The organism is Desulfoscipio gibsoniae DSM 7213, from assembly GCF_000233715.2.
In the GTDB taxonomy this organism is placed as follows: Bacteria; Bacillota; Desulfotomaculia; order Desulfotomaculales; family Desulfallaceae; genus Sporotomaculum; species Sporotomaculum gibsoniae.
Genome location: NC_021184.1, coordinates 2,199,172 through 2,223,311 on the forward strand (window position 1 = coordinate 2,199,172; position 24,140 = coordinate 2,223,311).

Annotated in this window: 34 protein-coding genes, 3 tRNA genes and 1 pseudogene; 12 read left to right on the forward strand and 26 right to left on the reverse strand. The window is 44.5% G+C overall.

What is annotated here, in order from left to right:
- Positions 1-57 precede the first annotated feature (57 nt).
- Positions 58-753: an endonuclease/exonuclease/phosphatase family protein gene (locus DESGI_RS10215; RefSeq protein ID WP_006522005.1), complete on the forward strand. Its 696-nt coding sequence runs from the start codon at positions 58-60 to the stop codon at positions 751-753.
- A 90-nt stretch (positions 754-843) separates the two neighbouring features.
- Here the strand turns inward: DESGI_RS10215 and DESGI_RS10220 are convergent, their stop codons facing one another.
- On the reverse strand, positions 844-1,593 hold the full coding sequence (locus DESGI_RS10220) for an SIR2 family NAD-dependent protein deacylase (RefSeq protein WP_006522006.1): 750 nt from the start codon (positions 1,591-1,593) through the stop codon (positions 844-846).
- A 136-nt stretch (positions 1,594-1,729) separates the two neighbouring features.
- On the opposite strand from DESGI_RS10220, the gene DESGI_RS10225 reads away from it, so the two are divergent.
- A complete protein-coding gene (locus DESGI_RS10225; RefSeq protein ID WP_006522007.1) occupies positions 1,730-2,164 on the forward strand; it encodes a hypothetical protein in 435 nt (144 codons plus the stop codon).
- A 160-nt stretch (positions 2,165-2,324) separates the two neighbouring features.
- Here the strand turns inward: DESGI_RS10225 and DESGI_RS10230 are convergent, their stop codons facing one another.
- The 8 genes from DESGI_RS10230 to DESGI_RS10260 form a co-directional block, all read right to left on the reverse strand.
- Complete coding sequence (locus DESGI_RS10230) at positions 2,325-2,561, reverse strand: hypothetical protein (RefSeq protein WP_006522008.1); 237 nt, start codon at positions 2,559-2,561, stop codon at positions 2,325-2,327.
- A gap of 206 nt (positions 2,562-2,767) precedes the next feature.
- The gene (locus tag DESGI_RS10235) at positions 2,768-3,175 is read right to left on the reverse strand and encodes a zinc ribbon domain-containing protein (protein WP_006522009.1); all 408 of its coding nucleotides are present in this window, start codon (positions 3,173-3,175) and stop codon (positions 2,768-2,770) included.
- A 118-nt stretch (positions 3,176-3,293) separates the two neighbouring features.
- Positions 3,294-3,431: a hypothetical protein gene (locus tag DESGI_RS24540; protein WP_157872762.1), complete on the reverse strand. Its 138-nt coding sequence runs from the start codon at positions 3,429-3,431 to the stop codon at positions 3,294-3,296.
- 34 nt (positions 3,432-3,465) lie between these two features.
- On the reverse strand, positions 3,466-3,663 hold the full coding sequence (locus DESGI_RS10240; protein WP_006522011.1) for a hypothetical protein: 198 nt from the start codon (positions 3,661-3,663) through the stop codon (positions 3,466-3,468).
- A 130-nt stretch (positions 3,664-3,793) separates the two neighbouring features.
- Entirely contained in the window at positions 3,794-4,687 is an 894-nt protein-coding gene (locus tag DESGI_RS10245; protein ID WP_006522012.1) for a DUF2889 domain-containing protein, read from the reverse strand.
- 269 nt (positions 4,688-4,956) lie between these two features.
- A complete protein-coding gene (locus tag DESGI_RS10250) occupies positions 4,957-5,253 on the reverse strand; it encodes a hypothetical protein (protein WP_006522013.1) in 297 nt (98 codons plus the stop codon).
- A 96-nt stretch (positions 5,254-5,349) separates the two neighbouring features.
- A complete protein-coding gene (locus DESGI_RS10255) occupies positions 5,350-5,913 on the reverse strand; it encodes a 5' nucleotidase, NT5C type (RefSeq protein WP_006522014.1) in 564 nt (187 codons plus the stop codon).
- A gap of 59 nt (positions 5,914-5,972) precedes the next feature.
- On the reverse strand, positions 5,973-6,341 hold the full coding sequence (locus tag DESGI_RS10260) for a GerW family sporulation protein (protein WP_006522015.1): 369 nt from the start codon (positions 6,339-6,341) through the stop codon (positions 5,973-5,975).
- A 641-nt stretch (positions 6,342-6,982) separates the two neighbouring features.
- On the opposite strand from DESGI_RS10260, the gene DESGI_RS10265 reads away from it, so the two are divergent.
- From DESGI_RS10265 to DESGI_RS25170, 5 genes are all read left to right on the forward strand, one after another.
- A complete protein-coding gene (locus DESGI_RS10265; protein ID WP_006522016.1) occupies positions 6,983-7,378 on the forward strand; it encodes a hypothetical protein in 396 nt (131 codons plus the stop codon).
- A 55-nt stretch (positions 7,379-7,433) separates the two neighbouring features.
- On the forward strand, positions 7,434-7,682 hold the full coding sequence (locus DESGI_RS10270; protein ID WP_245561206.1) for a hypothetical protein: 249 nt from the start codon (positions 7,434-7,436) through the stop codon (positions 7,680-7,682).
- A 24-nt stretch (positions 7,683-7,706) separates the two neighbouring features.
- Positions 7,707-7,871, forward strand: a complete 165-nt coding sequence (locus DESGI_RS23800; RefSeq protein ID WP_157872763.1) for a YgaP-like transmembrane domain — start codon at positions 7,707-7,709, stop codon at positions 7,869-7,871.
- Positions 7,872-8,170: 299 nt separating this feature from the next.
- On the forward strand, positions 8,171-9,688 hold the full coding sequence (gene thrC, locus DESGI_RS10275) for a threonine synthase (RefSeq protein ID WP_006522019.1): 1,518 nt from the start codon (positions 8,171-8,173) through the stop codon (positions 9,686-9,688).
- Between the two features lie 17 nt (positions 9,689-9,705).
- The gene (locus DESGI_RS25170) at positions 9,706-9,873 is read left to right on the forward strand and encodes a hypothetical protein (protein ID WP_006522020.1); all 168 of its coding nucleotides are present in this window, start codon (positions 9,706-9,708) and stop codon (positions 9,871-9,873) included.
- A 345-nt stretch (positions 9,874-10,218) separates the two neighbouring features.
- Here DESGI_RS25170 and DESGI_RS25660 read toward each other — a convergent pair.
- Positions 10,219-10,336, reverse strand: a pseudogene (locus tag DESGI_RS25660) (AAA family ATPase); the annotation flags it as partial.
- Between the two features lie 193 nt (positions 10,337-10,529).
- On the opposite strand from DESGI_RS25660, the gene DESGI_RS10280 reads away from it, so the two are divergent.
- Positions 10,530-11,072, forward strand: a complete 543-nt coding sequence (locus DESGI_RS10280) for an O-acetyl-ADP-ribose deacetylase (RefSeq protein WP_006522022.1) — start codon at positions 10,530-10,532, stop codon at positions 11,070-11,072.
- Between the two features lie 71 nt (positions 11,073-11,143).
- Here the strand turns inward: DESGI_RS10280 and DESGI_RS10285 are convergent, their stop codons facing one another.
- The 4 genes from DESGI_RS10285 to DESGI_RS10300 form a co-directional block, all read right to left on the reverse strand.
- On the reverse strand, positions 11,144-11,701 hold the full coding sequence (locus tag DESGI_RS10285; protein ID WP_006522023.1) for a spore coat protein: 558 nt from the start codon (positions 11,699-11,701) through the stop codon (positions 11,144-11,146).
- 291 nt (positions 11,702-11,992) lie between these two features.
- The gene (locus DESGI_RS10290; RefSeq protein ID WP_041285378.1) at positions 11,993-15,013 is read right to left on the reverse strand and encodes a 4Fe-4S binding protein; all 3,021 of its coding nucleotides are present in this window, start codon (positions 15,011-15,013) and stop codon (positions 11,993-11,995) included.
- Between the two features lie 65 nt (positions 15,014-15,078).
- On the reverse strand, positions 15,079-15,933 hold the full coding sequence (locus DESGI_RS10295; RefSeq protein ID WP_006522025.1) for a CoB--CoM heterodisulfide reductase iron-sulfur subunit B family protein: 855 nt from the start codon (positions 15,931-15,933) through the stop codon (positions 15,079-15,081).
- A gap of 56 nt (positions 15,934-15,989) precedes the next feature.
- Entirely contained in the window at positions 15,990-16,529 is a 540-nt protein-coding gene (locus tag DESGI_RS10300) for a 4Fe-4S dicluster domain-containing protein (protein ID WP_006522026.1), read from the reverse strand.
- 715 nt (positions 16,530-17,244) lie between these two features.
- Here DESGI_RS10300 and DESGI_RS10305 point away from each other — a divergent pair.
- Positions 17,245-17,328 (forward strand) — tRNA-Leu (locus tag DESGI_RS10305).
- 123 nt (positions 17,329-17,451) lie between these two features.
- Here the strand turns inward: DESGI_RS10305 and DESGI_RS10310 are convergent.
- Genes DESGI_RS10310 through DESGI_RS10320 form a run of 3 tightly spaced genes read right to left on the reverse strand, consistent with a single transcriptional unit; the run spans position 17,452 to position 18,114 of the window.
- A complete protein-coding gene (locus DESGI_RS10310; protein ID WP_006522027.1) occupies positions 17,452-17,676 on the reverse strand; it encodes a type II toxin-antitoxin system HicA family toxin in 225 nt (74 codons plus the stop codon).
- Positions 17,673-17,900, reverse strand: coding sequence for a type II toxin-antitoxin system HicB family antitoxin (locus DESGI_RS10315; RefSeq protein ID WP_006522028.1), 228 nt, complete (start codon positions 17,898-17,900; stop codon positions 17,673-17,675). Before DESGI_RS10315 ends, DESGI_RS10310 begins: the two co-directional genes overlap by 4 nt.
- Entirely contained in the window at positions 17,863-18,114 is a 252-nt protein-coding gene (locus tag DESGI_RS10320; protein ID WP_006522029.1) for a helix-turn-helix domain-containing protein, read from the reverse strand. The genes DESGI_RS10315 and DESGI_RS10320 overlap by 38 nt, the downstream gene beginning before the upstream one ends.
- 213 nt (positions 18,115-18,327) lie before the next feature.
- Here DESGI_RS10320 and DESGI_RS10325 point away from each other — a divergent pair, with 213 nt between their 5' ends.
- A complete protein-coding gene (locus DESGI_RS10325; protein ID WP_006522030.1) occupies positions 18,328-18,738 on the forward strand; it encodes a hypothetical protein in 411 nt (136 codons plus the stop codon).
- Between the two features lie 211 nt (positions 18,739-18,949).
- On the opposite strand, the gene DESGI_RS10330 is transcribed toward DESGI_RS10325, so the two are convergent.
- The 4 genes from DESGI_RS10330 to DESGI_RS10345 all read right to left on the reverse strand — a co-directional run bounded on the left by DESGI_RS10330 (position 18,950) and on the right by DESGI_RS10345 (position 20,849).
- Entirely contained in the window at positions 18,950-19,198 is a 249-nt protein-coding gene (locus DESGI_RS10330) for a DUF1540 domain-containing protein (protein ID WP_006522031.1), read from the reverse strand.
- 130 nt (positions 19,199-19,328) lie between these two features.
- Entirely contained in the window at positions 19,329-19,898 is a 570-nt protein-coding gene (locus DESGI_RS10335; protein ID WP_006522032.1) for an HPP family protein, read from the reverse strand.
- A 75-nt stretch (positions 19,899-19,973) separates the two neighbouring features.
- On the reverse strand, positions 19,974-20,273 hold the full coding sequence (locus tag DESGI_RS10340; protein ID WP_006522033.1) for a hypothetical protein: 300 nt from the start codon (positions 20,271-20,273) through the stop codon (positions 19,974-19,976).
- Positions 20,274-20,456: 183 nt separating this feature from the next.
- Positions 20,457-20,849 (reverse strand): hypothetical protein, encoded by a 393-nt coding sequence (locus DESGI_RS10345; protein WP_006522034.1) that lies wholly within the window; start codon positions 20,847-20,849, stop codon positions 20,457-20,459.
- Positions 20,850-21,017: 168 nt separating this feature from the next.
- Between DESGI_RS10345 and DESGI_RS10350 the strand changes: the two genes are divergently transcribed.
- Positions 21,018-21,091, forward strand: a tRNA-Gly gene (locus DESGI_RS10350).
- Between the two features lie 7 nt (positions 21,092-21,098).
- Positions 21,099-21,175 (forward strand) — tRNA-Arg (locus tag DESGI_RS10355).
- A gap of 170 nt (positions 21,176-21,345) precedes the next feature.
- Here the strand turns inward: DESGI_RS10355 and DESGI_RS10360 are convergent.
- From DESGI_RS10360 to DESGI_RS10375, 5 genes are all read right to left on the reverse strand, one after another.
- Positions 21,346-21,540 carry a hypothetical protein gene (locus DESGI_RS10360; RefSeq protein ID WP_006522035.1) on the reverse strand — a complete coding sequence of 65 codons (195 nt, stop codon included), beginning with the start codon at positions 21,538-21,540 and terminating at the stop codon, positions 21,346-21,348.
- A 573-nt stretch (positions 21,541-22,113) separates the two neighbouring features.
- Positions 22,114-22,254, reverse strand: a complete 141-nt coding sequence (locus DESGI_RS26430) for a DUF1064 domain-containing protein (protein ID WP_083939812.1) — start codon at positions 22,252-22,254, stop codon at positions 22,114-22,116.
- A gap of 5 nt (positions 22,255-22,259) precedes the next feature.
- Positions 22,260-22,736, reverse strand: a complete 477-nt coding sequence (locus tag DESGI_RS10365; RefSeq protein WP_006522037.1) for a PaaI family thioesterase — start codon at positions 22,734-22,736, stop codon at positions 22,260-22,262.
- A 14-nt stretch (positions 22,737-22,750) separates the two neighbouring features.
- On the reverse strand, positions 22,751-23,296 hold the full coding sequence (locus DESGI_RS10370; RefSeq protein ID WP_006522038.1) for a metallophosphoesterase: 546 nt from the start codon (positions 23,294-23,296) through the stop codon (positions 22,751-22,753).
- A gap of 161 nt (positions 23,297-23,457) precedes the next feature.
- Positions 23,458-24,123 (reverse strand): XTP/dITP diphosphatase, encoded by a 666-nt coding sequence (locus tag DESGI_RS10375; protein ID WP_006522039.1) that lies wholly within the window; start codon positions 24,121-24,123, stop codon positions 23,458-23,460.
- Between the last annotated feature and the right edge of the window lie 17 nt (positions 24,124-24,140).

The following is a 24,140-nucleotide window of genomic DNA, read 5'->3' on the forward strand; positions in this document are numbered from 1 at the left end:
GTGTTGTTTATTTATAGCCTGCATAATATTAATTTAAAAGTCCTAAAAGGTGTGTATATGAAGATAAGCGTGCTTTCTTATAATATTAGAAACTGTCGCGGTATCAACAACAGGGTTTCTTTAGATGCAGTGGCCTCGACCATCGCTGGTACCCGGGCAGACATAATAGGCTTACAGGAAGTGGATTATTGTAATCCCCGCAGCGCCTTTGCCCACCAGGCAGCCAGGCTGAGCAATATGCTGGGTATGTATTATGTTTACGGACCCAATGTCACCTGGGGCTGTATAGCCCGGTTCGGCAATGCCGTACTTTCGCGCTATCCTATTCTATGCTGGCATAACTACCCGCTGCCCAGCTATGGCGAACAAAGGGGGTTGCTCCGGGTGGAAATCAAGCTCGCCGGGCAGTCCACGGTTTTTTTTACCACTCACCTGGGGTTAAATCATCAAGAACGAATGCAGCAGGTGGAAAAAATTATGCAAATAGTTCACGGCGTATCCAGCCCGCTGCTTTTAACCGGCGATTTTAACGCCAAACCATATAGTGAAGAAATCAAACGCATACAAAACTTATTACAGGCAGGTGATTTGACTGGAGCCGGGTTGACTTTTCCGTCCGATTACCCGAAATATAAAATTGATTATATTTTTCATTCTCACCACTGGACTTTGACCGAAACCAAGGTATATAGCAGTCTAGCCTCGGACCATTTACCGCTGTTGGCTAAAGTGGAGCTGGCCCGGGCTGAGTAGAGAGGCCTGCTATGCTATAGGATCAGTAATGCCAAATAGCGCATGGCCGGTTTATTTGCATGGGCTTTGTGCAGTAGAGGTACTTGGCTTTTAGAATCCTTTGCTCATTTCGGCCATAATATCCTGGAAAGCCTGGCCGGTATTCTCATGAACAACCACCGCCGCTTCTTCGTCATAGGGGGTGGGGGTGCGGTTGATAATGACAATTTGTTTGGCCACACCCGGCAAACCGGCCACGGGATATACAGTGAGGCTGCTGCCTGCCACCAGCATGAGCTGGCAGCCCGAAATCACCTGGGTAGCCTGGTAAAAATCTTCATTCATACGGTCTTCAAACAATACCACATCAGGTCGCAAAACGCCCTTGCATTTAGCGCAGCGAGGTGGGTTGTCACCGCTTTTAAAGTTTTGCACAAGATAATCAAAGCTGTATGATTCCCGGCATTCCATGCAGTGGCAGGTGCGCAGGTGGCCGTGTACTTCCCATACCCGGGCAGCTCCTGACCTCACGTGCAGGCTGTCAATATTCTGAGTGATTACCCCCGTCAATAGCCCCATTTTCTCCAGCTGGGTCAGTGCATAATGGGCGGCATTGGGTTTGGCATGGTTAAAGGCGATCCAGCGATTCAGGTTGACGCTGTAAAAACGGGCGGGGTCTTTGCGCAGGGCTGAAAGACTAGCCGTCTTGGCCGGGTCGTGCTTTTCCCAAAGACCGGTGCCCGGGCTGCGGTAGTCGGGTATACCGCTTTCGGTACTAATGCCCGCTCCTGTAAGAGCCAGAGTTTTCTTAGATTCCCTGACCAAGCGGACTATTTCCTTGATTTTTTGATTATATGACAATTTTATACCCCCATTCTGCCTCAATACCTTAATTATCTTGAAAACATTTTTTGCTGTCAATCTTTTACGGGCAGGATATAGTATTGTTCTTGTTGAAAAATGTAATTATATTTGCAAAAGGAGGAAAAAAAACAGCATGGCTGGAATTATTAATAATCTATTAAGCCGGGTTGGGCTGGCTCAAAAGCCTGAAAAACAAGCTAAAGAAACAGCAGCTGACACTACGCGCAATACCAATGCCTTTTTAACTATAGTTGCTGTTATTGATGATATGGTGGCCCAGGGTGAAACCAGGCTGAAGAAAATGGAGGATAATTATGCGGTAATTTATATGCTTGGTGATAAAAAAATACTGCATATCACTAAAAACGCTGATCCCCCCCGCACATTTTTCTTATATTCAGGTGCTAACCGTATAGCCCGGGGTATGGATGTACCCGGTTTGCGGGTGGTTTCAAAAAATGAAGCTAAACAAAAAAAATATGGGCCGGTTAAGGCTGTATATACTGGTACCAATACCGATGTAGTTAGGGATATGCTTAAGATGATGGACAGTGGTAAAACTGCATAGCACAAAATCAAACCGGTGCTACGAGAGTAAAATACTGCTCTTGTGCACCGGTATTTTTGTGTCCGTAAATTAAATTTGTCATGTGTTAGAAAATCGCACCTCGGTGCGGAATGCCGGCCGGGGTGCCAATATAAGCATTTTAAACCGGATATTTGCCGGCTTATCGTTTAAGCATAAACTCGAGAAGTTCGACAAAACGCTGGTTCAATATTTCCTGTACGGTTCTGCCGGATTCGGCAGCTTGTTTTTCAATAAACTGAACCTGATGCATCAAATGGTCGTAGATGATGGTTTCCACTACTACCTCCTGGGGTTGACCGGTTTTACGACTTAATTCATCTATCATGGCCTGAGTGTGCTCAGAAAATTCCAATGATAATTCCTTATCCTGCTCCATTTGTTACCACCTCTCTTTCAATACGCTAATCATGTGCATTTTTAAGGACGCGAACCAGCAAAAATATTAAGATTGGTTCCATGTATGCATATGAACCCGGCCAATTTTTATCGAACCTGCTGTTGATCTAAGGCCCTAATAATTGAACACATAATATTAATACGGTATTAAGTAATAAAAATAATTCAGATTATTTTTCGCTAATATTATTCCACTACCCGCTTGCCGCAGTAACTGCAGTACTTGCCTCCTGTTGGCAACTCTTTGCCACAATCCGTACAAACAGGCTCTTCGGGCTGTAACGCGTTTATTTGTTTCTCCAGTTCATCAATTTCTTTTTCCAGTTCCTTTGTGGCATCCAGCAGTCTGTCCAATTCTTCCTTTACATCATCCTGCCCTGACTGCTGCTGATAATACAGTGCACCGATCCCGGCCAGATTATTTTCCAATTCTCTTTCCAACTTTTTCATTTCGTGCTTCATTTTGGTGACTTCAATCAGATCAGATGATTTTTTGGTAATATCTCTGGCTTTGTCCCCAGCCATGCCGCTAAAATCTTTGGCCCGGCTGCCCAACTGTTTAGCACCATCAGCCATTTTTTGTATAAAACTCATGGGATCACCTCCGCATTATTTTTACTTTTTATATTCTGCGTACTCGCAGGTAATCCTTTTCATTTTTAATTAGTATTGGTAATATTTCAGTTAATAAAAAAAGAGCGGCGACCGCCGCTCACTTTGTGGATTTTTCTTTGGGATCACACACATTGGGATTAGGTTCTACATAAACCTCTGCCGGCTTAATCCGGTATGGTTTGTAAAACTGGCCAGGCTCAGCCAACCCGGTCTTTTTATTATCGGTTTGTGCCACTTTGCCCATGTCCCCCCTTGTGAAACAATATGATTTATTCACTGCGGGTCAGGTGAAAGTGATTATGCTGTATTCTTACGGTATGCATGGCCCCGCAATATGGACATTGTTTTGCTTCCCCATCTTTGTAACGAATCTCGCCAATATGTTTTTCACAGCAAGTTATTTCAATGCTGATAATTTGATCTTTATCACGAAAGTTTACCCGGTAATCCATCCTTTTATTGTTCATTTTATCATCACCTCAATTTACCTTATTTTACCTCAATGGTGATATTTTAAACCAAAAAAAATTTGTTAAATAATTCCTTGATTAAACCAGCATTTATTTGTTTATGCTTAAGCTTGCTGGTATACGATCGTTATATGGCTGCTGCACCTGCATGCCGCTGGGCCGCCATATTAACAGCCATCAGCGCGTCACAAACCGTGTCGATGATGTGTACACAGCCATCACCTTTGCCCAAAAGAGCGGCAACTTGTTTTTTGCCCAGATTACTAGCATCATGACCCTGCAGATGCTGTAAAAAGATAGTGGCTTCCCGGCAAATTTCGTCCGGTGCCCGCAGTAATGTGCCTAAAACACCAGTAATCACCAAATTGTTATCCATATCCAATATTACGCTTAGTTCATGAAAAGAATCGCTAAAAGTGGCAACAACATGGTAACCGCCACCTGAAACAGCATAAACGGACTGTGCTTTAAAACGATTAAACAGGTTACCGGTGCGCATGTAATAAACATATTCATCCCAGCTTTTACTCACTTTTTCAAGGTTGCTAAAATAACGACAAGAATTGATATAAAACTTTTCCCAGTGTTTGCTGTACTCAGCAGCTGAAGTAAAACCCCGTTCTGTGAATAAAAATGTTTCCGCCTGTATAATGCCACGTATTGTCTCGGCAAACAGCGCGCGGGCAAAAGACCCCAAATCGGCCAGCGCTTTAATTGCCGGTCCGCAGTTGAAATAAGCCTCTAAGCCACGCATCCCGGGAACATCGGTGATGGCCACAGGAGGGGAATAATTTTCCCAAATGGCTTCTTTAATTTTGAAGCTTATTGGGTCCACCCACAACCGGGTACCAACTTCGCAGTCGGTACCGCAATACACCGTTTGTGCTTGTATTTGCCCGGCCGTTTGCTGGTGCTCTGCGCTGCCAGTAAAGTCCGCATGGTATGCAGCAGTCGCACCGTCCGGGGTGGACGAGTCGAAGTGCACAGTGGTAACCCAATGGCGTTGGAGAACATTAATCATGGCTTCACTCCTTTGACCTATTATACCGGAAAATGAAGGTTTTGTTGGTTCTAAAATTAAAAATTTAACCTTATTTAATTATGAGCAATGCAATTCCGGTTAGCGGGTCATTGCAGCCATAATATAATTGGCCTGGTGTTGCAGGTGAAAAAAAACACCTCGCATGGCGAAGTGCTGGGTAGTATGTTAATTTTTATAAAAACCTGTAACAGACAGTATGTTCTTATTGGCGTGAGCTGCCTGTGATTGAATTGTTTAAATATCCTTGATTACTGACTTACAGTTTTCTTATTAACCATAGATATAGCTTTAGCGGTGAGAACAATGGGAAAACAGCGAATATACCGGGGACGCAGAAATGTTGCCGGTAAAAAAGCGTTAGTTGATATAAGTTGCTTATCCATTAGCATTTTAGCCAACTCTATAGCCTGCTGTTCCGAAAGGGAAAACTGGTCCATGATTTTACCCATCGCGTCTTCCATAAAAAAGGTGCATTTTTGGGCTGTATAAAGCTCGCGCAGAATCTTTTCAAGGCGCAGATTTTCCAGACTTAACATGCTGGTCATTATTATTCCTCCCCATTTTTTAAAAGACACTTGAGTACTTGCTGCCAGTATTTGGTTTTAAACCTTTTTTTGCGGCTTTGTGCCGGCAAGTTTACCCTATTTTCGATGCATGGCTGATGTAATAATTTTACAAATCTGTGACCAGGAATGAACGCGCCGTGCCGGACTTGGCAAAGGTGCCCGGTTATAGGGTGCGTCCAGCAGTAATACAGGTATACCCCGGGCGCCTACCTGCAGGGCGTTATCTAGTCTATCTTCAATGAAAAAATCTAATTCCAATTTTACGCATGTTTCGGCTTTGTCGTGGTTGCCCAGTAAAATTAACTCATCCCAGTAGAAGCCGTGCCGCTGTAACCAGTTTTCGGTGCGCTGGCGTGACTTTTCCATGCGGGCAGATATTAATGCCACAAATGCTTTGTAGCGCAGGTTATTGATGCACTCTAATGCATTAGGTACAGGGGCCGGGCCATCCAGGAGCAGGTCCTGCTTAAGTTGGGCAAACTCCACCAGTTGCTCTCTTTCTATGTTGTATACCTTACCAATGTCGTAATCGATAATTTCATCATAGCTCAGATTCTTGTTAAAGAAATTATTTAACTCTCGCACAAGTAAAGGAAAGGTATTGGCAATAACGCCGTCAATATCAATTCCGATACGCATTTATAACCTCCGTTTGGTGCGATATTGTAAGATTTCAAATTAAACGCAGTTATGTTATCCTATCGCTGCGGTGGATAGCGCGGATCATTGGCTGCCCTACCCCCGGCTTCATGGTTTGCTTGCCCTGCGGATAGTATTTCCGGTAAGACTGCGACCAGGTTTTCCAAGGGGTTTATGGCCTGGGCAGGTCTTAATGAAAATACACTGATATTATCCTTTTTTACTGCTACTACTGCCACCGGATCAAGTCGGATTCCTCCACCACCTGCGCCCTGATGTGAGGTGGTACCACCATAGGCTGCGGATATGGATAAAACGGGTAGCAGTGTGGTTTCCTGTACTATTACGGGTTTACCCAGCACCATATGTTCAAATGAAGTTTTTCCCCAACCGGACAATATGTCTGCCAGTTTGCCATCACTTAGCATATTTAACTACCTGGTTTAAAAGAATATTCATGAAATAATACCAGAATATATGCAATTCAGCCATCCTTTCCAGACCAGGTTTTCGCTCCTTTCAGTGTATATCTGTCCACTTAAGTAAAACGAAAGAAAGAGCAATTCCGGCTGAACAATACTTTGAAGTGTATTCAGCTTAAAGTATAGGTATTAATTTGGTTACAAAGTTCATCTTAGTGTACATGAAGAATATACCTAAATGTTTCCTGGATTATAGTTTTTAGAGTAGTATACCAGCATTTTGGCCAATTGCAAAATAACTCCAAACATTCAGGATGTGGTTACACCAATGAATAACGGCCACAGGGATTAAAAGCACACCCTGTCTCCTCTGTTTCAACACGCTGTTTATCGCCCCGTACGCGATATGCCGGCCCTTTGTCACCACATTGGGAATACCCCATTATAGTGTTCGCAGCAATACCCGTGATTTGCTCGGCTTATTAAAACCCGCTTCATTAACTTATTCGCACGCTTCTAAGTCAATTATAACACTTTTTACAAACTGTTGGTTAAAGTATGAAACAAAGCATTTTTATGTATCAAATCTACCCAAATTGTCAATTAATAATGTACAATAGAGAATAGATTTTTATGGAGGGTAGAACATGCAAACAGCCAACATACTTGAATTTCCCACCACCGATGACCAGCATGTCATAAGGGCCGCCGTTGATGCGTTTTTATTTACTCAGACCGGTAAAACCCGGGAGATCATGCTCAAAACCATTCGATCTGTGCTGGACCGTTACCATATTACCAAGTTTAGCTTTGCAGATTATTATGTATATGCCACCCGGGAGCCCAAATGGTCCCTCATTAAAGCGAAAAATATCATCAATGGGGATAACTGTCCCGGCTGTGGGGATCATATTTATACATACAAAAGTAATGTGCGCATTTTAAGCATCGAGGAAAACCTGCGCTACCACTATGTAACATACGGATGCCGCTGCGGGCACGTGTTCGGTAAATGGGAACCTGCCGTAGGTGCTGAACACTAACAGTTATTTAAGTACCATACTCAGTACTTGAAAGGAGAGCTGTTCATTGTCCGAAGTGAGAATAATTCAAGCAGATCAAAGAGCCGGGCAGGCCGGCACAAAAGTATATGTTGATAATACGCCGGATTTAGGGGATTTTACCGGCGAGGCACTCTTAAATAATATTGAACAGGCAGTTCATGAATGCCGTGGATTACTTAACCAGGGATACCGTCTCACTTCCTTTTGGACAGATCCAGATAAAGGTATCGAGTTTGTACTAAGACAGTCTCCAGGCAGCGGTGCAAAGGGCCAACACGGGTAAAGCAAAGGGATGGGTATAATGCATATGGATTGGCAACGTAACCTGGGCAGCATCGATAGAATTGTGAGAACTGTAATCGGTCTTTTAATCATCGGCTTAGTCTTATTGAAGGTGCTAACAGGGATCTGGGCGGTTTTAGCGGTACTATTCGCTGTAGTTCAATTTGCCGAAGCTTTATTTGCTTACTGATTTGTTTATGACCTTTTGGGTTGGTCAACCCTTAATAGGCAATCCCGGGTTTGACACCCCGGGTGGAACTGTATAGCGGCGAGGCAGTTTCTTAAATGATGCAATTTATAAGCCGATGGTCCAAAAGCAAGGAATCATCGGCTATCTTTATGACTATACCAATGGCTAAAATTAAATCGGGTCTTTTTAAGTGGCAAACTAGAACATCATGGGATCCATGAGCTTTGATTGACGGCAATGGCTTTTTTGGTGTTTAATGTAATAGGTAATAAGCAATTTTTTGGCGGGAGGAATTTTTTATGTTATATACTAGCACCAGAGGTAATTATGGGCCGCTGCCCGCCGCAGGGGCCATTAAGCTGGGGATTGCTCCCGATGGCGGGCTATTTGTGCCTACTGATCGGGTTATGCTCTCTGTGGAGGATATTCAAGCCATGACCCACATGTCTTACCAGCAGCGGGCCGCAAACATACTCGGGCCATATTTAGCTGATTTTACCCCAAACGAAATTAAACGTTCGGTGGATAACGCTTACGATGCAGGCAGTTTCGATCACCCGGATGTGGCCCCACTGGTTGACCTGGATGCCGGGCTCAGCGTGCTGGAATTGTGGCACGGCCCTACCTGCGCATTTAAAGACATGGCCTTGCAGATACTACCCCATCTGCTGGTCAAGTCTATGGAAAAAACCGATGAGGACGCAGGCATACTCATTTTGGTGGCCACTTCAGGTGACACCGGCAAGGCCGCCCTGGAAGGTTTTAAGGATGTGCCACGTACAGCCATTATGGTGTTTTACCCGGAAAAAGGGGTCAGCCAGGTGCAAAAAATGCAAATGGTCACTCAGGAAGGCGGCAATGTGGGTGTTTATGCCGTGCGGGGTAACTTTGATGATACACAGAGCGGCGTTAAGGCCATATTTGGCGATGCCGATATGCAGCATGCCGCAGCCGAACGTGGTTATAAGTTTTCCTCGGCCAATTCTATCAACTGGGGCAGGCTGGTGCCCCAGATAGTATATTATTTCTCGGCCTACGCAGACCTTTTGGCCCGGAAACGGGTGCAGCCAGGCGAGGCTGTCAACTTTGTGGTACCCACGGGCAACTTCGGGAATATACTAGCCGGCTTTTATGCAAAGCAGATGGGCCTGCCTGTGCACCGGCTGGTGTGCGCCGCCAACGAAAACAATGTACTTACCGATTTTATCGCCACTGGGACCTATGACCGCAACCGTGATTTTAAGCGTACCATCTCCCCTTCTATGGACATTTTGATTTCCAGCAATCTGGAACGGCTGCTGTACGAGCTTACTGGTCACGATGCAGCCCGGGTGCGCCAGTGGATGGCCGATCTTATGGCAAAGGGCCGGTACACTGTGGATGACGAAACGCGGGAACAGGTGCAGTCACTGTTTTGGTCAGAATATGCCGATGATACTGCCACTATGTCGTCCATCAAGGATACGCATCGCCGTTACGGTTATGTAGTGGATACCCATACGGCAGTGGGACTATACGTTTATCACCGTTACCGCCAGAGCACGGGCGATGAGCGGCCAACCGTTGTTTTGTCCACTGCCAGCCCATTTAAATTTAACGCCAGCGTTGCCCGGGCACTACTGGGCGAGGAGCAAACGTCGGGAAGGGACGAATTCGAGCTGTTGCAAATGCTTTCCGATTTCAGTGGCCTGCCCGTACCCCCCGGCCTAAGCGGTCTATCCCGGCGCCCGGTGCGGCATACCACCGTGGTGGATCGCGAACAAATGCCCCAAGCGGTACTAAACTTTGTGGCCCAAAATCAGCAGCGCCGTAATTAATTGAGGGTAGGTCAAAAATGAGCAAAACTTTTTTACCTATGATGCTCACAGTGTTTGCATCGATGGGTACGTATTACCTTTTGGCCACCGAAGTAGGCCTTGAGGAGTATCTAAGCATGACCGGCGGCATTGCCGTGGGGGTTTTAGGTGCCGTAGCCACCAGTAAGATTTTGCGTAGAAGATAGGTAGACAACAGCGATTAAATCAAACTACTCCAGGGCTAACTCCTCCGGTACTCCTCTTTGACATACCATTTGCCGTCGATTTGGATAAGCATTTCATGTACATCGTTCACCGCTAAAAAGGCCCAACCCTGGGCCTTTTTATTATTGCACAGTCAAGCCCACTCCTTCATTAAAAGCGGCAGGTTAAAATGGTTGGTCACCCAAACTTCATACGTTTCAGGATTATATAAAACTCCTTTGACATCCGACCTTGCTTCAAGCATTTGTTGGTCACTTCCTTTCCAACTCTGTAACGAGCATGTTTTTTTGTATTTATTATCCTGTGAGTGTGGCGATCGTTTAATCCATAACCTGAGGAAAAGATGAAATTTTTTGTGCCGCCCTCGGGATTGAAACCGTAAGCTACGGCAATTGCCTCTAAAATAGTTGATTTACCCTATCCGTTTTCATCTATAATAAAAGTATCCGCATTAAGCATTATTGATCATTAGTATAAGTTAAAGCTCATCGCCCCATGCCACCATCCATTGCTTCTATAGTACACTCCTTTCCCCCACGGGAGCAAGAGAACTGTCTTCGTGCTTTCCAGCCGACGGAAGCAAGAGAACCGTCCCCGTGCTTCCAGAGAACGTCCCTAAAAGGAGGTGATAAAGTATATGTCAAACCACATCCGAGTGGAATTTGTGCTGGGTGACATTACTAAACAGGATACCGATGCTATAGTTAACGCGGCCAATTCAAGTTTGCTGGGGGGCGGTGGCGTGGACGGTGCCATTCACCGGGCCGGCGGGCCACAAATACTGCAGGAGTGCAAAGAAATAAGGTCACGCCAGGGTGGCTGCCCTACCGGCCAGGCGGTAATTACCAGCGGGGGAAATTTACCTGCACGCTACGTTATTCATACCGTGGGACCGGTATGGCATGGGGGTGGCCACGGCGAGGCGGCGCTACTGCGGGAGTCTTACCTTAACTGCCTGCGGTTGGCCAGGGAGAAAGGCATTAAAAGTATTGCCTTTCCTTCCATTAGCACCGGAGCCTACCGCTACCCCGTCGAGCAAGCGGCATCTATTGCAGTGGCTGCGGTGCGTGAATTTGCGGATAATCATGACTTGCCCGGGCAAATAAGGTTTGTGTTGTTTAATGACCGGCACCTGGCAGTTTACCTGGCCGCATGGAACAAGGCAGCCGAATGCCAATAATAATTATATTTTGCATTGGTGAAGCAGGCGCAAAAAAGGACAGCATCCAGCTGTCCTTTTTCGCGCCTGCTTTAACTAAGTTGTGGCATTTGGGCCATATTAAAGGAATTAATCATGGTGCTGGTAGTCATTTGCTTCATTGTGGGAACCTGGTATATCCCCTTTTGGTTCATATAATTCCATACCTCAAAAGACTGTTCACTGCAGTTTATCGCACCTTGCTGAAGCATTCTTCTCAAAGTGGGATCCGCAAATTCGAGTGAAGCCATCATTCTGAAATTGGCGGATGCTTTATGGCAGCCCAACATGCCGCTGGCTACATCCCTATCGTCCATTTCATCAGGTGAAATATTGGGTGCGTTGGGCGATGGGTTTTTTAATCCATACGCCGGAGAAGTATTTTTAACCCTACGGTAGGGAATTGCCTCGCTTCTGCTTTGTTGCTGCACGGTTTGAACCATATTGTTATATTCCTGGGTCATAAAGCCTATCTGATTATCTAATACTGTGCGCAATTGTGGGTCTTGCACATGGGGACGATAAAGTTGAAATTGATTGATACCGTCAATGGTATCTGTTAAAACTTCATGCAATTGCATAATCTCGTGTGCTCCCAGTTCCGCGGCCATTAAAACCCTCCTTTAATAAGTTTATTTCTATATTGCCCGGTAACTTAATGAGCATGCTATATAAATAATGGTAAACAAATTGTATTACTTTATTCCTTACCTAAAATAATTTATCTTGGTCATGAAGTGCGCAACACGCTGACTATTGTACATAGTTTGGTGCACTTAAACATACTTTTGCCTTGCATAAACGAACCCTCCATAAGCATATAATGGAGGGTTCTTCTTTGTTTGTAACATATCGCTGTTTTTTGTAATTAATTTCAATATATACAGACGTGACGGGTACCGTTATTGTTGGGGGTGGTTGAACATACCCTCCACCTGGGCGGTTAGCTGCTTATGGCTGTAGCTTTGCAAGGTGATGGCCTTGTTGGGGCATTCACCGGCGCAGGTGCCGCATCCCTGGCAAATAACCGCCTCTATTTCCGCCAGGTGATTTTCAGCAATGCGTGGGGCCTTGAATGGACACAGCCGCACGCAGGTTAGGCAGGCCGCGCAGAGATCCTGGTTCACCACTGCCACCACGCCCTTGGACTCCAGCTTATCATGGCTTAAGATACTGGTAGCTCGACCTGCGGCCGCTTTAGCCTGGGAAATGCTTTCATCAATGGATTTGGGACCATGAGCCAACCCGCACATATAAATGCCCTCGGCGGAAAAGTCAACTGGGCGCAGCTTCATGTGGGCTTCCTGGAAGAAATTATCCGGATTCAGGGGCACCTTGAGCAGCTGGGACAGCCGATGGTTAGACTCGGGCGGCACAATAGGTACTGCCAGGGTGAGTATGTCTGCGTCAATATCATATGTTTCGCCCATGATATGATCAGTGGCGGTGACCCGCAATTTGCTCTGGCCGTTTTGGCCCACCAGCTCTACTTTGGGTTTATTATCCACATCGTAGCGGAAAAAGATCACACCCTTGGCACGGGCCTCCCTATAATAGTCCTCGTTAAAGCTGTAAGTACGGATATCCCTGTAAAGCACAATAATGGACACATCGGGGTTAATTTCCTTCATCTTAAGGGCTAATTTCATAGTCTTGGTGCAGCAAATACGGCTGCAATAGGGACGGTTTTCCTCCCGCGAGCCTACACACTGGATCATTACAATATTCTCGGCCGACTTGACCCGGGGGTCGTTATTGGCGATTGCTTCATCCAGCTCTAGCTGGGTTAACACCCGGCTGTCCTGGCCGTATAGATACTCGGTGGGCTTGGCCTCCTCACCCCCGGTGGCGATTATGGATACACCGTGCTCCAACACTTGCCCACTGGATAACTTAGTTGTAAAATTGCCGATGTAGCCTGTTACTTCATCTATATCACTGCCTGTATACACGTCTATTTTAGGACTGTTATTGACATTGTTAACTAACTGTTGCACAAATGCCGGTATATTCTCACCGTTGAATCCTTCGTGGATACGCAGCGCCATACCGCCCAGCTGTTCGCTCTTTTCCAGCAAATGTACATTATAGCCCTGATCCACCAGGCTTAGCGCTGAAGTCATGCCGGACACGCCACCACCAATGACCAGTGCGGTGTTGGTTACGTCCACCGTCACATTTTTAGCAGCACTCAGTGTGGCTGCCTTGGCCACGGCCGCGCTTACCAAATCCTTGGCTTTAATAGTAGCCTTGTCGGGTTGTTGCTGGTGCACCCAGGAACACTGGTCCCGGATATTGGCCATCTCGAACAATGCAGCATTCAGGCCTGCTTCTTTCATGGTCTCCTGGAAAAGGGGCTTATGGGTGCGGGGGCTGCACGAGGCTACTACAATGCGATTGAGTTTGTGCTCCTCGATTAGTTCCTTCATGGCCAACTGGCTGTCCTGGGCACAGGCGTACAAACTGTTAGTTGCGTAAACCACATAGGGCAGCTGTTTTACATGCTCTACCACCGCAGGTACATCCACCACGCTGGCAATGTTAATACCGCAGTGGCACACAAACACCCCGATGCGCGGCTCTTCTTCGCTGACGTCCTTCTCCTGGGGGAATTCCATTTCGGTTACCTGGGTATTACGCACTGATGACAAAAAGGCCGCAGTGTCTCCAGCAGCAGCGCTAGCCTGCATCACGGTTTCGGGTATATCTTTGGGGCCGCTGAACACACCGGCTACGTAAATCCCTTTTCGGGAAGTCTGGACGCCGGAAAGTTCCTCAAGCTGGCAGAAGTTATAGCCGTTAAGCTCAATGCCTAGTATCCCGGCTAATTCAACAGCCTCCTGGGTAGGTTTTAAGCCAACGGATAGCACCAGCATTTCAAAATCTTCTTCCATCATTCCTTCAGGGGTGCGGTAGCGTACCCGCAGCTCTTTGGTCTTGGGCAGTTCTTTAACCGATGAAATCATACTCTTGATATAGCGCACATTAGACTGGTTCTGAGCGCGGTTATAATATTTTTCATAATCCTTACCGAACGCCCGGATGTCCATATTAAAAATGGTAGTATCAAGCCCGGGCACGTGCTCTTTGGCAATAACGGCCTCTTTGGTGGCGTACATACAGCAAACCGAAGAGCAGTAACCGTTGCATAAAGATACATCCCGGGAGCCCACGCACTGGATAAAGGCGATTTTCTTGGGGGTGGTACCGTCGGCTTTTTGCACATGGCCTTCGTATGGACCGGAGGCGCTCAGCATGCGCTCAAACTGCAGGCTGGTAAGCACGTTTTCATATACGCCGTAGCCGTATTCACCCCGGAGCTCAGCGTTAAATAAATCATAGCCCGGGCAAAGTATTATCGCCCCTACATTTAAGGAAACAATTTCTTCCTGCATATTATGGTCAATGGCATTGGACTGGCAGACTTTGATACATTTACCGCAGGCTTTGGGATTTTTCATCTTCAAACATTTGGTGGCATCAATCATATAGGCGTTGGGATACGCCTGTGGATAGAGTTTGTAAATGGCCTTACGCTGGCCCAGGTTTTGGTTGAACTCGTTGGGTACCTTCACCGGGCAAGCCTCGGCGCAGGAACCGCATCCCACGCATTTGTCGGGATCCACATAGCGGGGTCGCTTTTTAACCTGGACAGTGTAGTTGCCGGCGTCTCCGGAAAGTCCAATTACATCAGAGCAGGTTAATACATCAATATTGCGGTGCCGTCCACATTCCACCAGTTTGGGGGAAAGGATACACATGGAGCAGTCGTTGGTGGGGAAAGTTTTGTCCAGCATGGGCATGCGTCCGCCAATGGCCGGCGATTTCTCCACGATATAAACCTTATACCCCACCTCTGCCAGATCCAGGGCGGACTGCATGCCGCTGATGCCCGCGCCGATAACCAGCACGGTGCCCACCATTTTGCTGTTATTTATGCGATCGGATTTGTTTTTACTCACAATCAATCCAGACCTCCATCACAAATTTAGTCCGCCAGTGACAATGATTGCAACAGCGGGTTGGGGTTTATCAAATGCAGGTTAAACCATTTTTTAGTGTCGGGCAGACCCAGCGCCAGGCCGATCAGTTCTGTGAAAAAAAATGCCGGCAGGTCGGTGCCTTTTTCTTTGCGGCGCATTTCCAGGTTGGACTGACATAACGGGCAGGCGGTAACAATAGCCATAGCCTCTACTTCTTTGGCCGCTTCAATTAAACGGTTAACCATGCCCTGGACCACCTTGGTGGAAGTTAAACCAAGATTAGCTCCGCAGCAATCCGTTTTATACGACCATTGTATGGTCTCGGCGCCCAGAGCTTTCACTATTTTATCCATTGACATGGGATTTTCAGTGTTGTCAAAATTGGTCACTTCGGGGGGCCTGACCAACAGGCATCCGTAGAAACATACCACCTTTAGTCCTTTTAGTGGCTTTTGCACCTTATTGGCGATGGCCTCTACACCCACCTGGCTGACCAGCGCCTCCAACAGCGAAACGACATTAACTTTTCCATTATATTTAAAATCAACAACGCCCTCAATTTCCTTGCGTAAGTCGTCATTATTGCGTAAAACATAGTCGGCCTTTTTAACCCGGCTGTAACAAGCCGAGCAAGGTATGGCCAAATCCATACCTGCCTCCTGGGCGAGGGCCACGTTACGCGACGGCAGGGCGACGGATAGCAAATGATTGGTGCTGTGAGCTGATGTGGCCCCGCAGCAAACCCAGTCCTTGAGCTCGACCAGCTCCATGCCCAGTGCCTGGCAGGCGGCCCGGGCGGACATATCGTATTCTTTAGCGGTGGACCCTAAAGAACATCCGGGGAAATAGGAAAGTTTCAATTTATGTAACTCCTTTCCTTTAATGGCTGATTAAATAGCTTGTCGGTTATTGTAAATCAATGGGTGGTTTTGCTAAATATATCCTTAATTTTACCCCTGGCCTTGATACGATGCGGCAGTACCGGCATCTTGCCCTTTCTGAACATTTCCAATCCTACATCCATGTCTGAGAACAAATCGCCGCTTTTAATCTTATAAATGACCATCATACTGGTTTCATGCACCCGGCCGTGGGACCGTACCGAGTTTAAAAAGGTATTGTGGAACAAATTAATGTTTTTCTCCTTAACCATACCGGCTGCAATGGCCATTTCCTTCAGCGCGTCCATCACTTCGGCAGTATTAATGCCGTTGGGGCACCGCGCTCCGCAGGTTTCACAGCTAGAACAAATCCAGATGCTGGAGCTGTTTAATACGCGCTCTTTTTGTCCCAGCTGTACCAGGCGAATAATTTCATTGGGGTAAAAATCGGCATACCCCGTAGCTATGCAACCTGACGCACATTTCTGACATTGGTAGCATAACTCGATGGGCTGTCCACTTTTTTCCCTGACTTCATTGAAAAATTTTCTCTTTTCTGCGTCAATGAAACCCAACTGAATCCCCCCTCCTAAATAAACTTTATTTCTTTTAAAATGCTCATAATGAATAATAATTCATAAAAAGCATTGGTTAATACAACACATTTTTTAATGCAATAATTGATTGCCTTAAAACTTTAGAAATTTTATGAACTATGACCAAGTAATATGACTTTATCATAGTGTATACAACAATTTGCTTATACTTATTTATAGTTTCGCTATTAATAAATATATGAAAAAATGGTTTGGGCGTAACTAAATTATATGTTAATTGCTAAAAAAAGAAAAGAATTATCTTATAATTCAATGTCAGTTCTAAAATATATAATTCGCCTGTTGAAAATGCGGAAATATTTTGTATAAATATACATATGCTGGTTAGGGATAGCGAAAAAATACCCCGCCAAGGGGGCAGAAAAAATTTTACATTATACATTATTATGAAAAGGAGCATATGTTTATAATACTATATTATCTAAAAACTGATTTCTGTCAACTAGACGACATGATGTGCCAGATTTATAGCGATCAGTGCCAAATTCCTTTATTACTATAATTAGGAATTTAATATCAACTTATCTGTTTTTATAAATAAAGGCGGTTACTCAGCCAGTAAAATTTAAACGGTGATGCTTTAGCAATAAATGTCTAGTAATATTGGTTTCTAGTCCTTGATATTTTAAGCATAAAATGATATATTAATGTTTGCGACCAGATAAGTTATTTTGCGGGCGTGGCGGAACGGCAGACGCGCTGGACTTAGGATCCAGTGGGGCAACTCGTGGAGGTTCAAATCCTCTCGCCCGCACCAGGCATAAATAAAGGCTTCCCGAAAATGGGGAGCCTTTTAAATTTAGTCGCAATCGGTTTTTAGTCACGAAATAGTCACATGAGTTTTACTCGTCAAATAACAGCTTGTCCAGTTTTAATGTCATTATAACAATTCAATTAATTCCTCAACAGTTAGGCCCGCTTGTTCTAAAATGCTTTTGATTAATATTGGGCTTAATGTCTCCCCTGCATGAACGGGCACTGTTACCAGTTTATTCCCTGGCTTATGTAAATGGTGATGGCTGCCGGTTACTCTTACCACTGTGAAGCCGGCTCTTTTGAGGGCTGTTACAACCTTCTTGCCGGTGGTCCTGGGCATCCTCGTCATGAAACACTTACCTGCACTTCAGCAAATTCAACGTCTCCCTGTGGGACTGGCTCACCAATTAACTTTAGGGCCTCAATATGGCCGGTAATAGCTTCCTGGATACGCTCCAATGCTTCTTCCCGGTTCTTCCCCTGGGTAACACAGCCTGGTAAGGCAGGAACGGTTACAACATAAACCTGTGTTTCATTATCCCAGGAAAGGATAACTTTGAACTTGCGCGGCATCAGCGGATTCCTCCTTTACATATTCCATTAAGTCCCCGGGTTGGACGTTTAGAGCGGAACAAATACGATCTATAACAGAGACATCCACTCTGGTAATAGAGCCTTTGTAAATCGCGTAAAGAGTATTTTTATTAACACCGCTCATTTCTTGTAATTTGGGTATTTTCATGTTTCCTTTTTCAAAAAGCAATCTATCAAGTTTAAATTTAATCATGGCAAACCCTCCTGGCAATATATGTACATTATACAATGAATAAAATAAAAAATCAAATTAACGTAATAATTTATACAATTAACAATGTACAATGTACAATGTACAATGAAGTCAAGAATTATTACCATGATGTATGTAAAATAACCCGCGTTTCCAGGGGGAGTTTCCTGGAGGGATGCACACCCCAAAAGTGCTGCCCTGAGTGGTAAGAGTATGAGACCTGAACAGTCCACCAGGGCGAAAAAAGCAAAACTGTTGAAGCCAACCAACTGCCGGCAAAGCGCAGCAGCTCCCCTGGCCCGGGTGCTGCACACACCAGAATTGATTATTGTACATGCTACCGGGTTGGGCGTCCCCCGGGACAAACGGGATCCCGTCACAACGAGGGAGGTTAAGACCATGTATTTTAAAAACAAAGCCCACAGGGAGTTATTTGAACAATACAGGTGGCTTTCCCAGGCCGGCAATGACCGGGAATACAACTCATTGTGCTACCTGCTGGCCGCTATTGGCAAGCCTTTAGAAAGGTACTTCAAGCCTCGTAATGTGGCTATCAGGGGTATTATGGCAGCCTTCAGAGGATGGAGCAGCGGTGAAATAGCACTTGTCAAACTTTGTCTATAGCAAAAATAATAACCCTTATTTCATGCGGGTTTCCGTAGACAGGAAAAATGCAAAATATGTAAAAATAAGAAAATTATGAAACTTAGGATCCAGTGGGGCAACTCGTGGAGGTTCAAATCCTCTCGCCCGCACCAATAAAAAAAGCAGTACATCACTACCTTTGGTAGTTGTGTACTGCTTTGTGTTTATTTGTCCATATAAAATTACTGCTTTAGGACATTTTAGTTACATTGTCGGCATTCATTCTATCGGAGCCTTTCGGTACAAAGGTTTTGCAGCAGGTGGCCATGCAGGAGTCCGCAGCCGCCGGAGTTAACTGTTTAGCCATTGTGGCATCAATGTTATCCGGCTGGTTTGATGCAAAGGCATCGGGGGTTACTAAAATTTCATTGGCTACACACTTGTTGCCTTCCGCCCAGTAATGGCAATTATTAATAATGCAATGGATGTGTTGATTCATTTCTTTAATCTTTCCTCCTTATTTAATAACGTTTAAATTCCACATTTATTATCCCCGCATATTATTAATTTATTTGCCAGATGTAATAAAATTTTAGTTGCGTAAATAATTTGTCACTAGTTCTTATGAATTAATACCAGTAGTCTGGATATTTACGTTCGCTGGAAATGTTATTAACTAATAAGGCAATGACTAGCAGGCATATTATACCAAGTCCCACGGGTGATAAAATGAAGCTAAAATCTTGGTGTGTGTAAATGGCTAAAAAGGCTGTTGCCCCGCCGGGCGGGTGCAGGGTATAAGTTAATGTCATAACAATAATGGCCAGTGTCACGCCCAGGGGGATAACCCACCATGCATAACCAAACAGCCGATATACCAAGACACCTATAAATGCCGAGATTACGTGCCCGCCCAATACATTCCTGGGTTGTGCCATAGGTAAGTGACAGGCCGCATAAAGCAGTGCTGCCGATGCGCCAAAGGAAGGAAGTAGTAGTGGCAGTCCATAATGATCAGCCAGAGCAGCCACCAGCCCCAACCCGGCAAAGCTGCCCATGGCGGTGATTAATATACTGGAAAGTGATATCTTAGGTATGCTGGTGCAGTGTCCACCCTTCATTTTACACAGATAAGCAGTAAGTGTTTTCCACTTTGAAGGATAGGTATCCTGCATGGCTCGTTCAAGGGAGTTTTTCATTATTATCATCCTTTGCCTGCACTTGTGTCATACATATTACAAATGATACGCAGTTTTACAATGCATTGTATGCCATTAATTAACCGGTGTGCTAAAAAGCACAATGATAACAAAGTTTTCTCCGTTAGGCTTGAAAATCCTCCCGTCAGCTGCCACATCACCGGCTTTACCATCATCATTAACATATCCGGCGTTTCCAGTTTTTTTAGGTTTTCTTATTTTATGCCTTTGGGATTTGCTCGTGGCAACATTATCTTTGTCGTTATTTTCGCTTATGAGTTCTTGCTCTTCACCCGTTTCCACCAGGGAAAAATCAACGTGATCGGGTGGCCCGTTATAACCAAGTATTTTTCTAGCCCAATGTTTAAACTGCATTTACTCACCTTACCGCGAAACAAAAAGCTTATAGCATCAAATTTACTTTTGTACGGGTAATATCAGATAATCTGCTGTAAAAGGTTTCCCAAAAGGTGTAAACTTTATTGCCACTGCAAATACCTTCCACCATTTATTAAATAAAAAACCTCCTTAACGGAGGTTTGGGTCTCACAATTAAAATTAATGCTTTTTTATCAAGCCCAATAAGCGCAATACTAAAAATCTACAAAACAAGTAAACACCCAGCAGAACCAGAAATCCCCACAGGCTGGCCAAAACATCTCCCAGTTCCATACCGCCACGACCGGTCAACTTTTGCTCTACCTCCAGGATTAAAACCAGGATAGATATAATGGCAGAAGTAAAGAAAAAGGAGATCAAGGAGACATTAAATTTAGCCAGCCATTTAAAAAGAACGTCTGTAAATATGAAAAAAAACACACCGAGGAGGCCTATGATCCAAAAATGCAAATCCTTATCTGTAAAAGGGAGTCCTAAATGCCTGCTATATGCCCAAATGCTATCATGCAGGTCGTTAATAAAATTAGTGATTTGACTGATTAATGTCATCATATTAAACACCAACTTTCACTAGTTATATTATGCTTATTTAGTATATTTTGTTAAAGATTATAAAATCTTTTTTCTAAAATTTTTCTTTTGACTCCACAACAATTTTTCTGTATAATAATATTGTTCGCTTCAGACGAGCGATTAATTTAATAACTGTTACGAAACCGGGCGGGTGTAGCTCAATGGTAGAGCCCTGGCCTTCCAAGCCAGTCGTGTGGGTTCGATTCCCATCACCCGCTCCAATTTTATCTCCCGGTAGCTCAGCTGGATAGAGCAACGGACTTCTAATCCGTAGGTCGCGGGTTCGAATCCCTCCCGGGAGGCCAAAAAAAGTAAGGGAGTCGCAATGGTTTGCGGCTCCTTTAATTTTGTGTCAACCAGGTTGACCATCGTTTTGGTTGACGGTGGTTGCCTTCGCTTTTGTAGCATCACCTGGGGACATTATAGCAAACGTTCGTTTGCCTGGAAAGGTTAAAAAAACGCCCAGAAGGGCGTATTAAATGTTTCTTGTTTCTTCATCATTAAAAACAGTGGTCTTAGTTTTATTTTTGCCTATATTATCTTTCTTATTGTTTACATCTATACCTGGTGTTATAACGGTTGTTTCCTTGTGGAATTTCTTTTCTGATTTGGGCAATTGAATACCTCCTTTCTCTGGATTTAAAAATATTATGTCCAATTTCTTTTGCAAAAAACAAAAACCCCCGCGGGTTAAAATTATGTATGACTTCATATTTAGTGACCCAAATTTTCCGCATAATTAAAAGCCCCTCCCATTACGGCAGGGGCTTCATAAAAGTGTTTCTATTAGGCATAACTCCATATTTTAGTACCTCCTCATAATTTAATTATTATACAGTCCTGTACGAAATCTAAAGTATAAATAGCCGTAACAAACCATCCATACACCTATTACAAGTTTTTCATATAGCTTTTCTTTCATTAAATGTAACATCTTCTTTTCCTCCTTTTTTAATCGTAAAATTCTGATAATTTATATTAGCATGTATACTACAAGACAGAAAGTTTTTGTCCGTGAATAGTTAATTTTAAATACTCTAAATTTCACAATATACTTGTTTTATTTTCTTATCCGTTAGCCACGACATATTGCAGCTCAGGTAAGCATAAAGTATACAATCTCATAAAAAAATAACCCCGGCCACATGGGCCGGGGCTGCGGTGAATAATAAAAAAGAAATTGAGCAAGGGCTTATCAAAGCGCCAAATGGTATGGTCCTCAGCTTCTCCCTGATGCAGCACCTCAAAGTCTGCTACCTTTATGGCCAGTGAAGTCCGCCCGGTACTTAATTGGTCTAACATAATTCCCGGAAGATGTCCGATAAGCCGGTTGCAATTCAAACTCCGGCTGTAAATCCAGTTCAAATAGACAATTGTATGGCAGCGAAACTAACCCTCAGGGAAGTTATCATCAATTTTTTCAGGTTGGTGATAGTCATCCTCACAAAAATCACCAATTACAAAATAAGAAGCCTGAGACCTTACAAGGAGTTCTTGTTTATTAAATATTTCACCTATAGCACGCATGATTGTTTTACCATTACTAATAACCTTGCCGACTGCAGTAAGTGTTGTACCTGTAGCTGTAGGTGCATTTTTTATATAGCTTATGCTCATATCAATAGTAACCACACGTTTTCCCAGTGTTTGACAGGAAACTCCCATTGCCACATCGGAAATAGAAGCTAAAGTACCACCATGTATAAAACCATATCTATTGCAATGTCTGTCAATAATTTTTGTACTATAAATTATCTTTCCCTCTTCAATTTCAATAATTTGAAGTTTAAGAAAGTTTTCAAGTATTGGTGTTTGATAAATTTGCTCCAAATAATTACGCATCCACGAAAGGTGATCTTGTTTCATGGTGACCTCCATTTCTATAGCGAGAAAATTTCCCCCTTTGCGCCGTCTGTTCCAATGTCCAATATTCCGAAGCTCGCTTTTACACCAGGCGGGGGGCGTGATGTGCTGCCAGGATTAAATAGTAACACATTGTTTTGCCATGTATTTACCGGCACATGGGTATGTCCGAAAACCGCCACTTGCGCTTCCACTTCTTGAACCCGGTAATACAATAACTGGAGGGTGTTCTTAACCCGGTAGAGATGGCCGTGGGTGATGTAAATTTTGTAATCCCCAAGCGTAAAGATTAGTTCCTCCTGCCCCGGGTCCGTAATATCACAGTTACCTGTCACAGCATAAACAGGCACTTTAATATCGGAACTGATTTGCAGTGCGTCGCTGTACAAGTCACCGGCGTGGATCAATGCGTCTATCGTTCCCATTTTATTAATTGCCTGCATGGCTGTGCTGAATGAACCGTGCGTATCGCTAATCACACCAACGCGCACAATTTCACTTCCCCTTCCTTTGTCAGCAAAACCACAAAATAGTACATGGTGCTGTGTTTGTTTAGCAAGCATTTTTAACAAGTATTACTTTCTTACCACCCATGATCGTTTAATAACCTGTACAAAGGGGATTTTCTCTCACAATACCCCATAACTGCCGGATAGGTAATCATTTTTCTTTTTAAGTATACAATTATCCATACATCAGTCGGGTTCATATAGGGCAAAACAGCTTATATATTGCCGTCATTCGCCGCTGCTTTCAATATATCCCTGACCTTTTGTAGCGCCCTTCCCCGGTGGCTGATGGCATTTTTTATGGCGCTGTCCAGCTCGGCAAATGTTTTGCCATACTGGGGTACTAAAAATAAGGGGTCGTAACCAAATCCGTTTTCCCCCCTGGGCTCATCAATAATTATACCCTCGCAGCTTCCCTGTGTGGTGGCAACCTGGCCGTCGGGAGTGGCTACCGCAACTACACAGCAAAAACGTGCCGTGCGCTTTTGCTGTGGTACGTCATTTAGTAGCTGCAAAAGTTTACGGTTATTGGCTGCGTCATCATGACCCGGTCCTGCAAAGCGGGCCGAATGCACCCCGGGGGCCCCATCCAGGTAATCCACCACCAGCCCGGAGTCGTCGGCCAGGGTGGTTCTCCCCAGTGCAACCGCCACCTCCCGTGCCTTTTTTACAGCATTGGCCTTAAATGTGTCACCATCTTCCACCACTTCAGGCACGTCAGGGTAGCATGCCAGTGATTCCACTTTAAAATCAGTACCCAATAACAGCTGCTGTAATTCCCGCACCTTGCCTTCATTGCGAGTAGCTAAAATAATGGGGTCAGACTTAAACTTTCTTAAACTAACTATAATATCTTGATAATTAGATGTGTTTCCATCCACTATTTTATCACCCTTTT

Coding starts and splice junctions, on each gene's coding strand:
- DESGI_RS10310 (WP_006522027.1), bottom strand. CDS start 17,676: ATGACGAGGATGCCCAGGACCACCGGCAAGAAGGTTGTAACAGCCCTC.
- DESGI_RS10245 (WP_006522012.1), bottom strand. CDS start 4,687: ATGATTAATGTTCTCCAACGCCATTGGGTTACCACTGTGCACTTCGAC.
- DESGI_RS10215 (WP_006522005.1), top strand. CDS start 58: ATGAAGATAAGCGTGCTTTCTTATAATATTAGAAACTGTCGCGGTATC.
- DESGI_RS10335 (WP_006522032.1), bottom strand. CDS start 19,898: ATGAAAAACTCCCTTGAACGAGCCATGCAGGATACCTATCCTTCAAAG.
- DESGI_RS10290 (WP_041285378.1), bottom strand. CDS start 15,013: ATGGTGGGCACCGTGCTGGTTATCGGCGCGGGCATCAGCGGCATGCAG.
- DESGI_RS10320 (WP_006522029.1), bottom strand. CDS start 18,114: ATGATTAAATTTAAACTTGATAGATTGCTTTTTGAAAAAGGAAACATG.
- DESGI_RS10280 (WP_006522022.1), top strand. CDS start 10,530: ATGTCAAACCACATCCGAGTGGAATTTGTGCTGGGTGACATTACTAAA.
- DESGI_RS23800 (WP_157872763.1), top strand. CDS start 7,707: ATGGATTGGCAACGTAACCTGGGCAGCATCGATAGAATTGTGAGAACT.
- DESGI_RS25170 (WP_006522020.1), top strand. CDS start 9,706: ATGAGCAAAACTTTTTTACCTATGATGCTCACAGTGTTTGCATCGATG.
- DESGI_RS10250 (WP_006522013.1), bottom strand. CDS start 5,253: ATGACCAGCATGTTAAGTCTGGAAAATCTGCGCCTTGAAAAGATTCTG.
- DESGI_RS10340 (WP_006522033.1), bottom strand. CDS start 20,273: ATGCAGTTTAAACATTGGGCTAGAAAAATACTTGGTTATAACGGGCCA.
- DESGI_RS10265 (WP_006522016.1), top strand. CDS start 6,983: ATGCAAACAGCCAACATACTTGAATTTCCCACCACCGATGACCAGCAT.
- DESGI_RS10225 (WP_006522007.1), top strand. CDS start 1,730: ATGGCTGGAATTATTAATAATCTATTAAGCCGGGTTGGGCTGGCTCAA.
- DESGI_RS10230 (WP_006522008.1), bottom strand. CDS start 2,561: ATGGAGCAGGATAAGGAATTATCATTGGAATTTTCTGAGCACACTCAG.
- DESGI_RS10345 (WP_006522034.1), bottom strand. CDS start 20,849: ATGATGACATTAATCAGTCAAATCACTAATTTTATTAACGACCTGCAT.
- DESGI_RS10255 (WP_006522014.1), bottom strand. CDS start 5,913: ATGCGTATCGGAATTGATATTGACGGCGTTATTGCCAATACCTTTCCT.
- DESGI_RS10370 (WP_006522038.1), bottom strand. CDS start 23,296: ATGCTTGCTAAACAAACACAGCACCATGTACTATTTTGTGGTTTTGCT.
- DESGI_RS10330 (WP_006522031.1), bottom strand. CDS start 19,198: ATGAATCAACACATCCATTGCATTATTAATAATTGCCATTACTGGGCG.
- DESGI_RS10285 (WP_006522023.1), bottom strand. CDS start 11,701: ATGGCCGCGGAACTGGGAGCACACGAGATTATGCAATTGCATGAAGTT.
- DESGI_RS10240 (WP_006522011.1), bottom strand. CDS start 3,663: ATGAACAATAAAAGGATGGATTACCGGGTAAACTTTCGTGATAAAGAT.
- DESGI_RS10365 (WP_006522037.1), bottom strand. CDS start 22,736: ATGAAACAAGATCACCTTTCGTGGATGCGTAATTATTTGGAGCAAATT.
- thrC (WP_006522019.1), top strand. CDS start 8,171: ATGTTATATACTAGCACCAGAGGTAATTATGGGCCGCTGCCCGCCGCA.
- DESGI_RS10260 (WP_006522015.1), bottom strand. CDS start 6,341: ATGCTAAGTGATGGCAAACTGGCAGACATATTGTCCGGTTGGGGAAAA.
- DESGI_RS10315 (WP_006522028.1), bottom strand. CDS start 17,900: ATGCCGCGCAAGTTCAAAGTTATCCTTTCCTGGGATAATGAAACACAG.
- DESGI_RS10325 (WP_006522030.1), top strand. CDS start 18,328: ATGAGACCTGAACAGTCCACCAGGGCGAAAAAAGCAAAACTGTTGAAG.
- DESGI_RS10235 (WP_006522009.1), bottom strand. CDS start 3,175: ATGAGTTTTATACAAAAAATGGCTGATGGTGCTAAACAGTTGGGCAGC.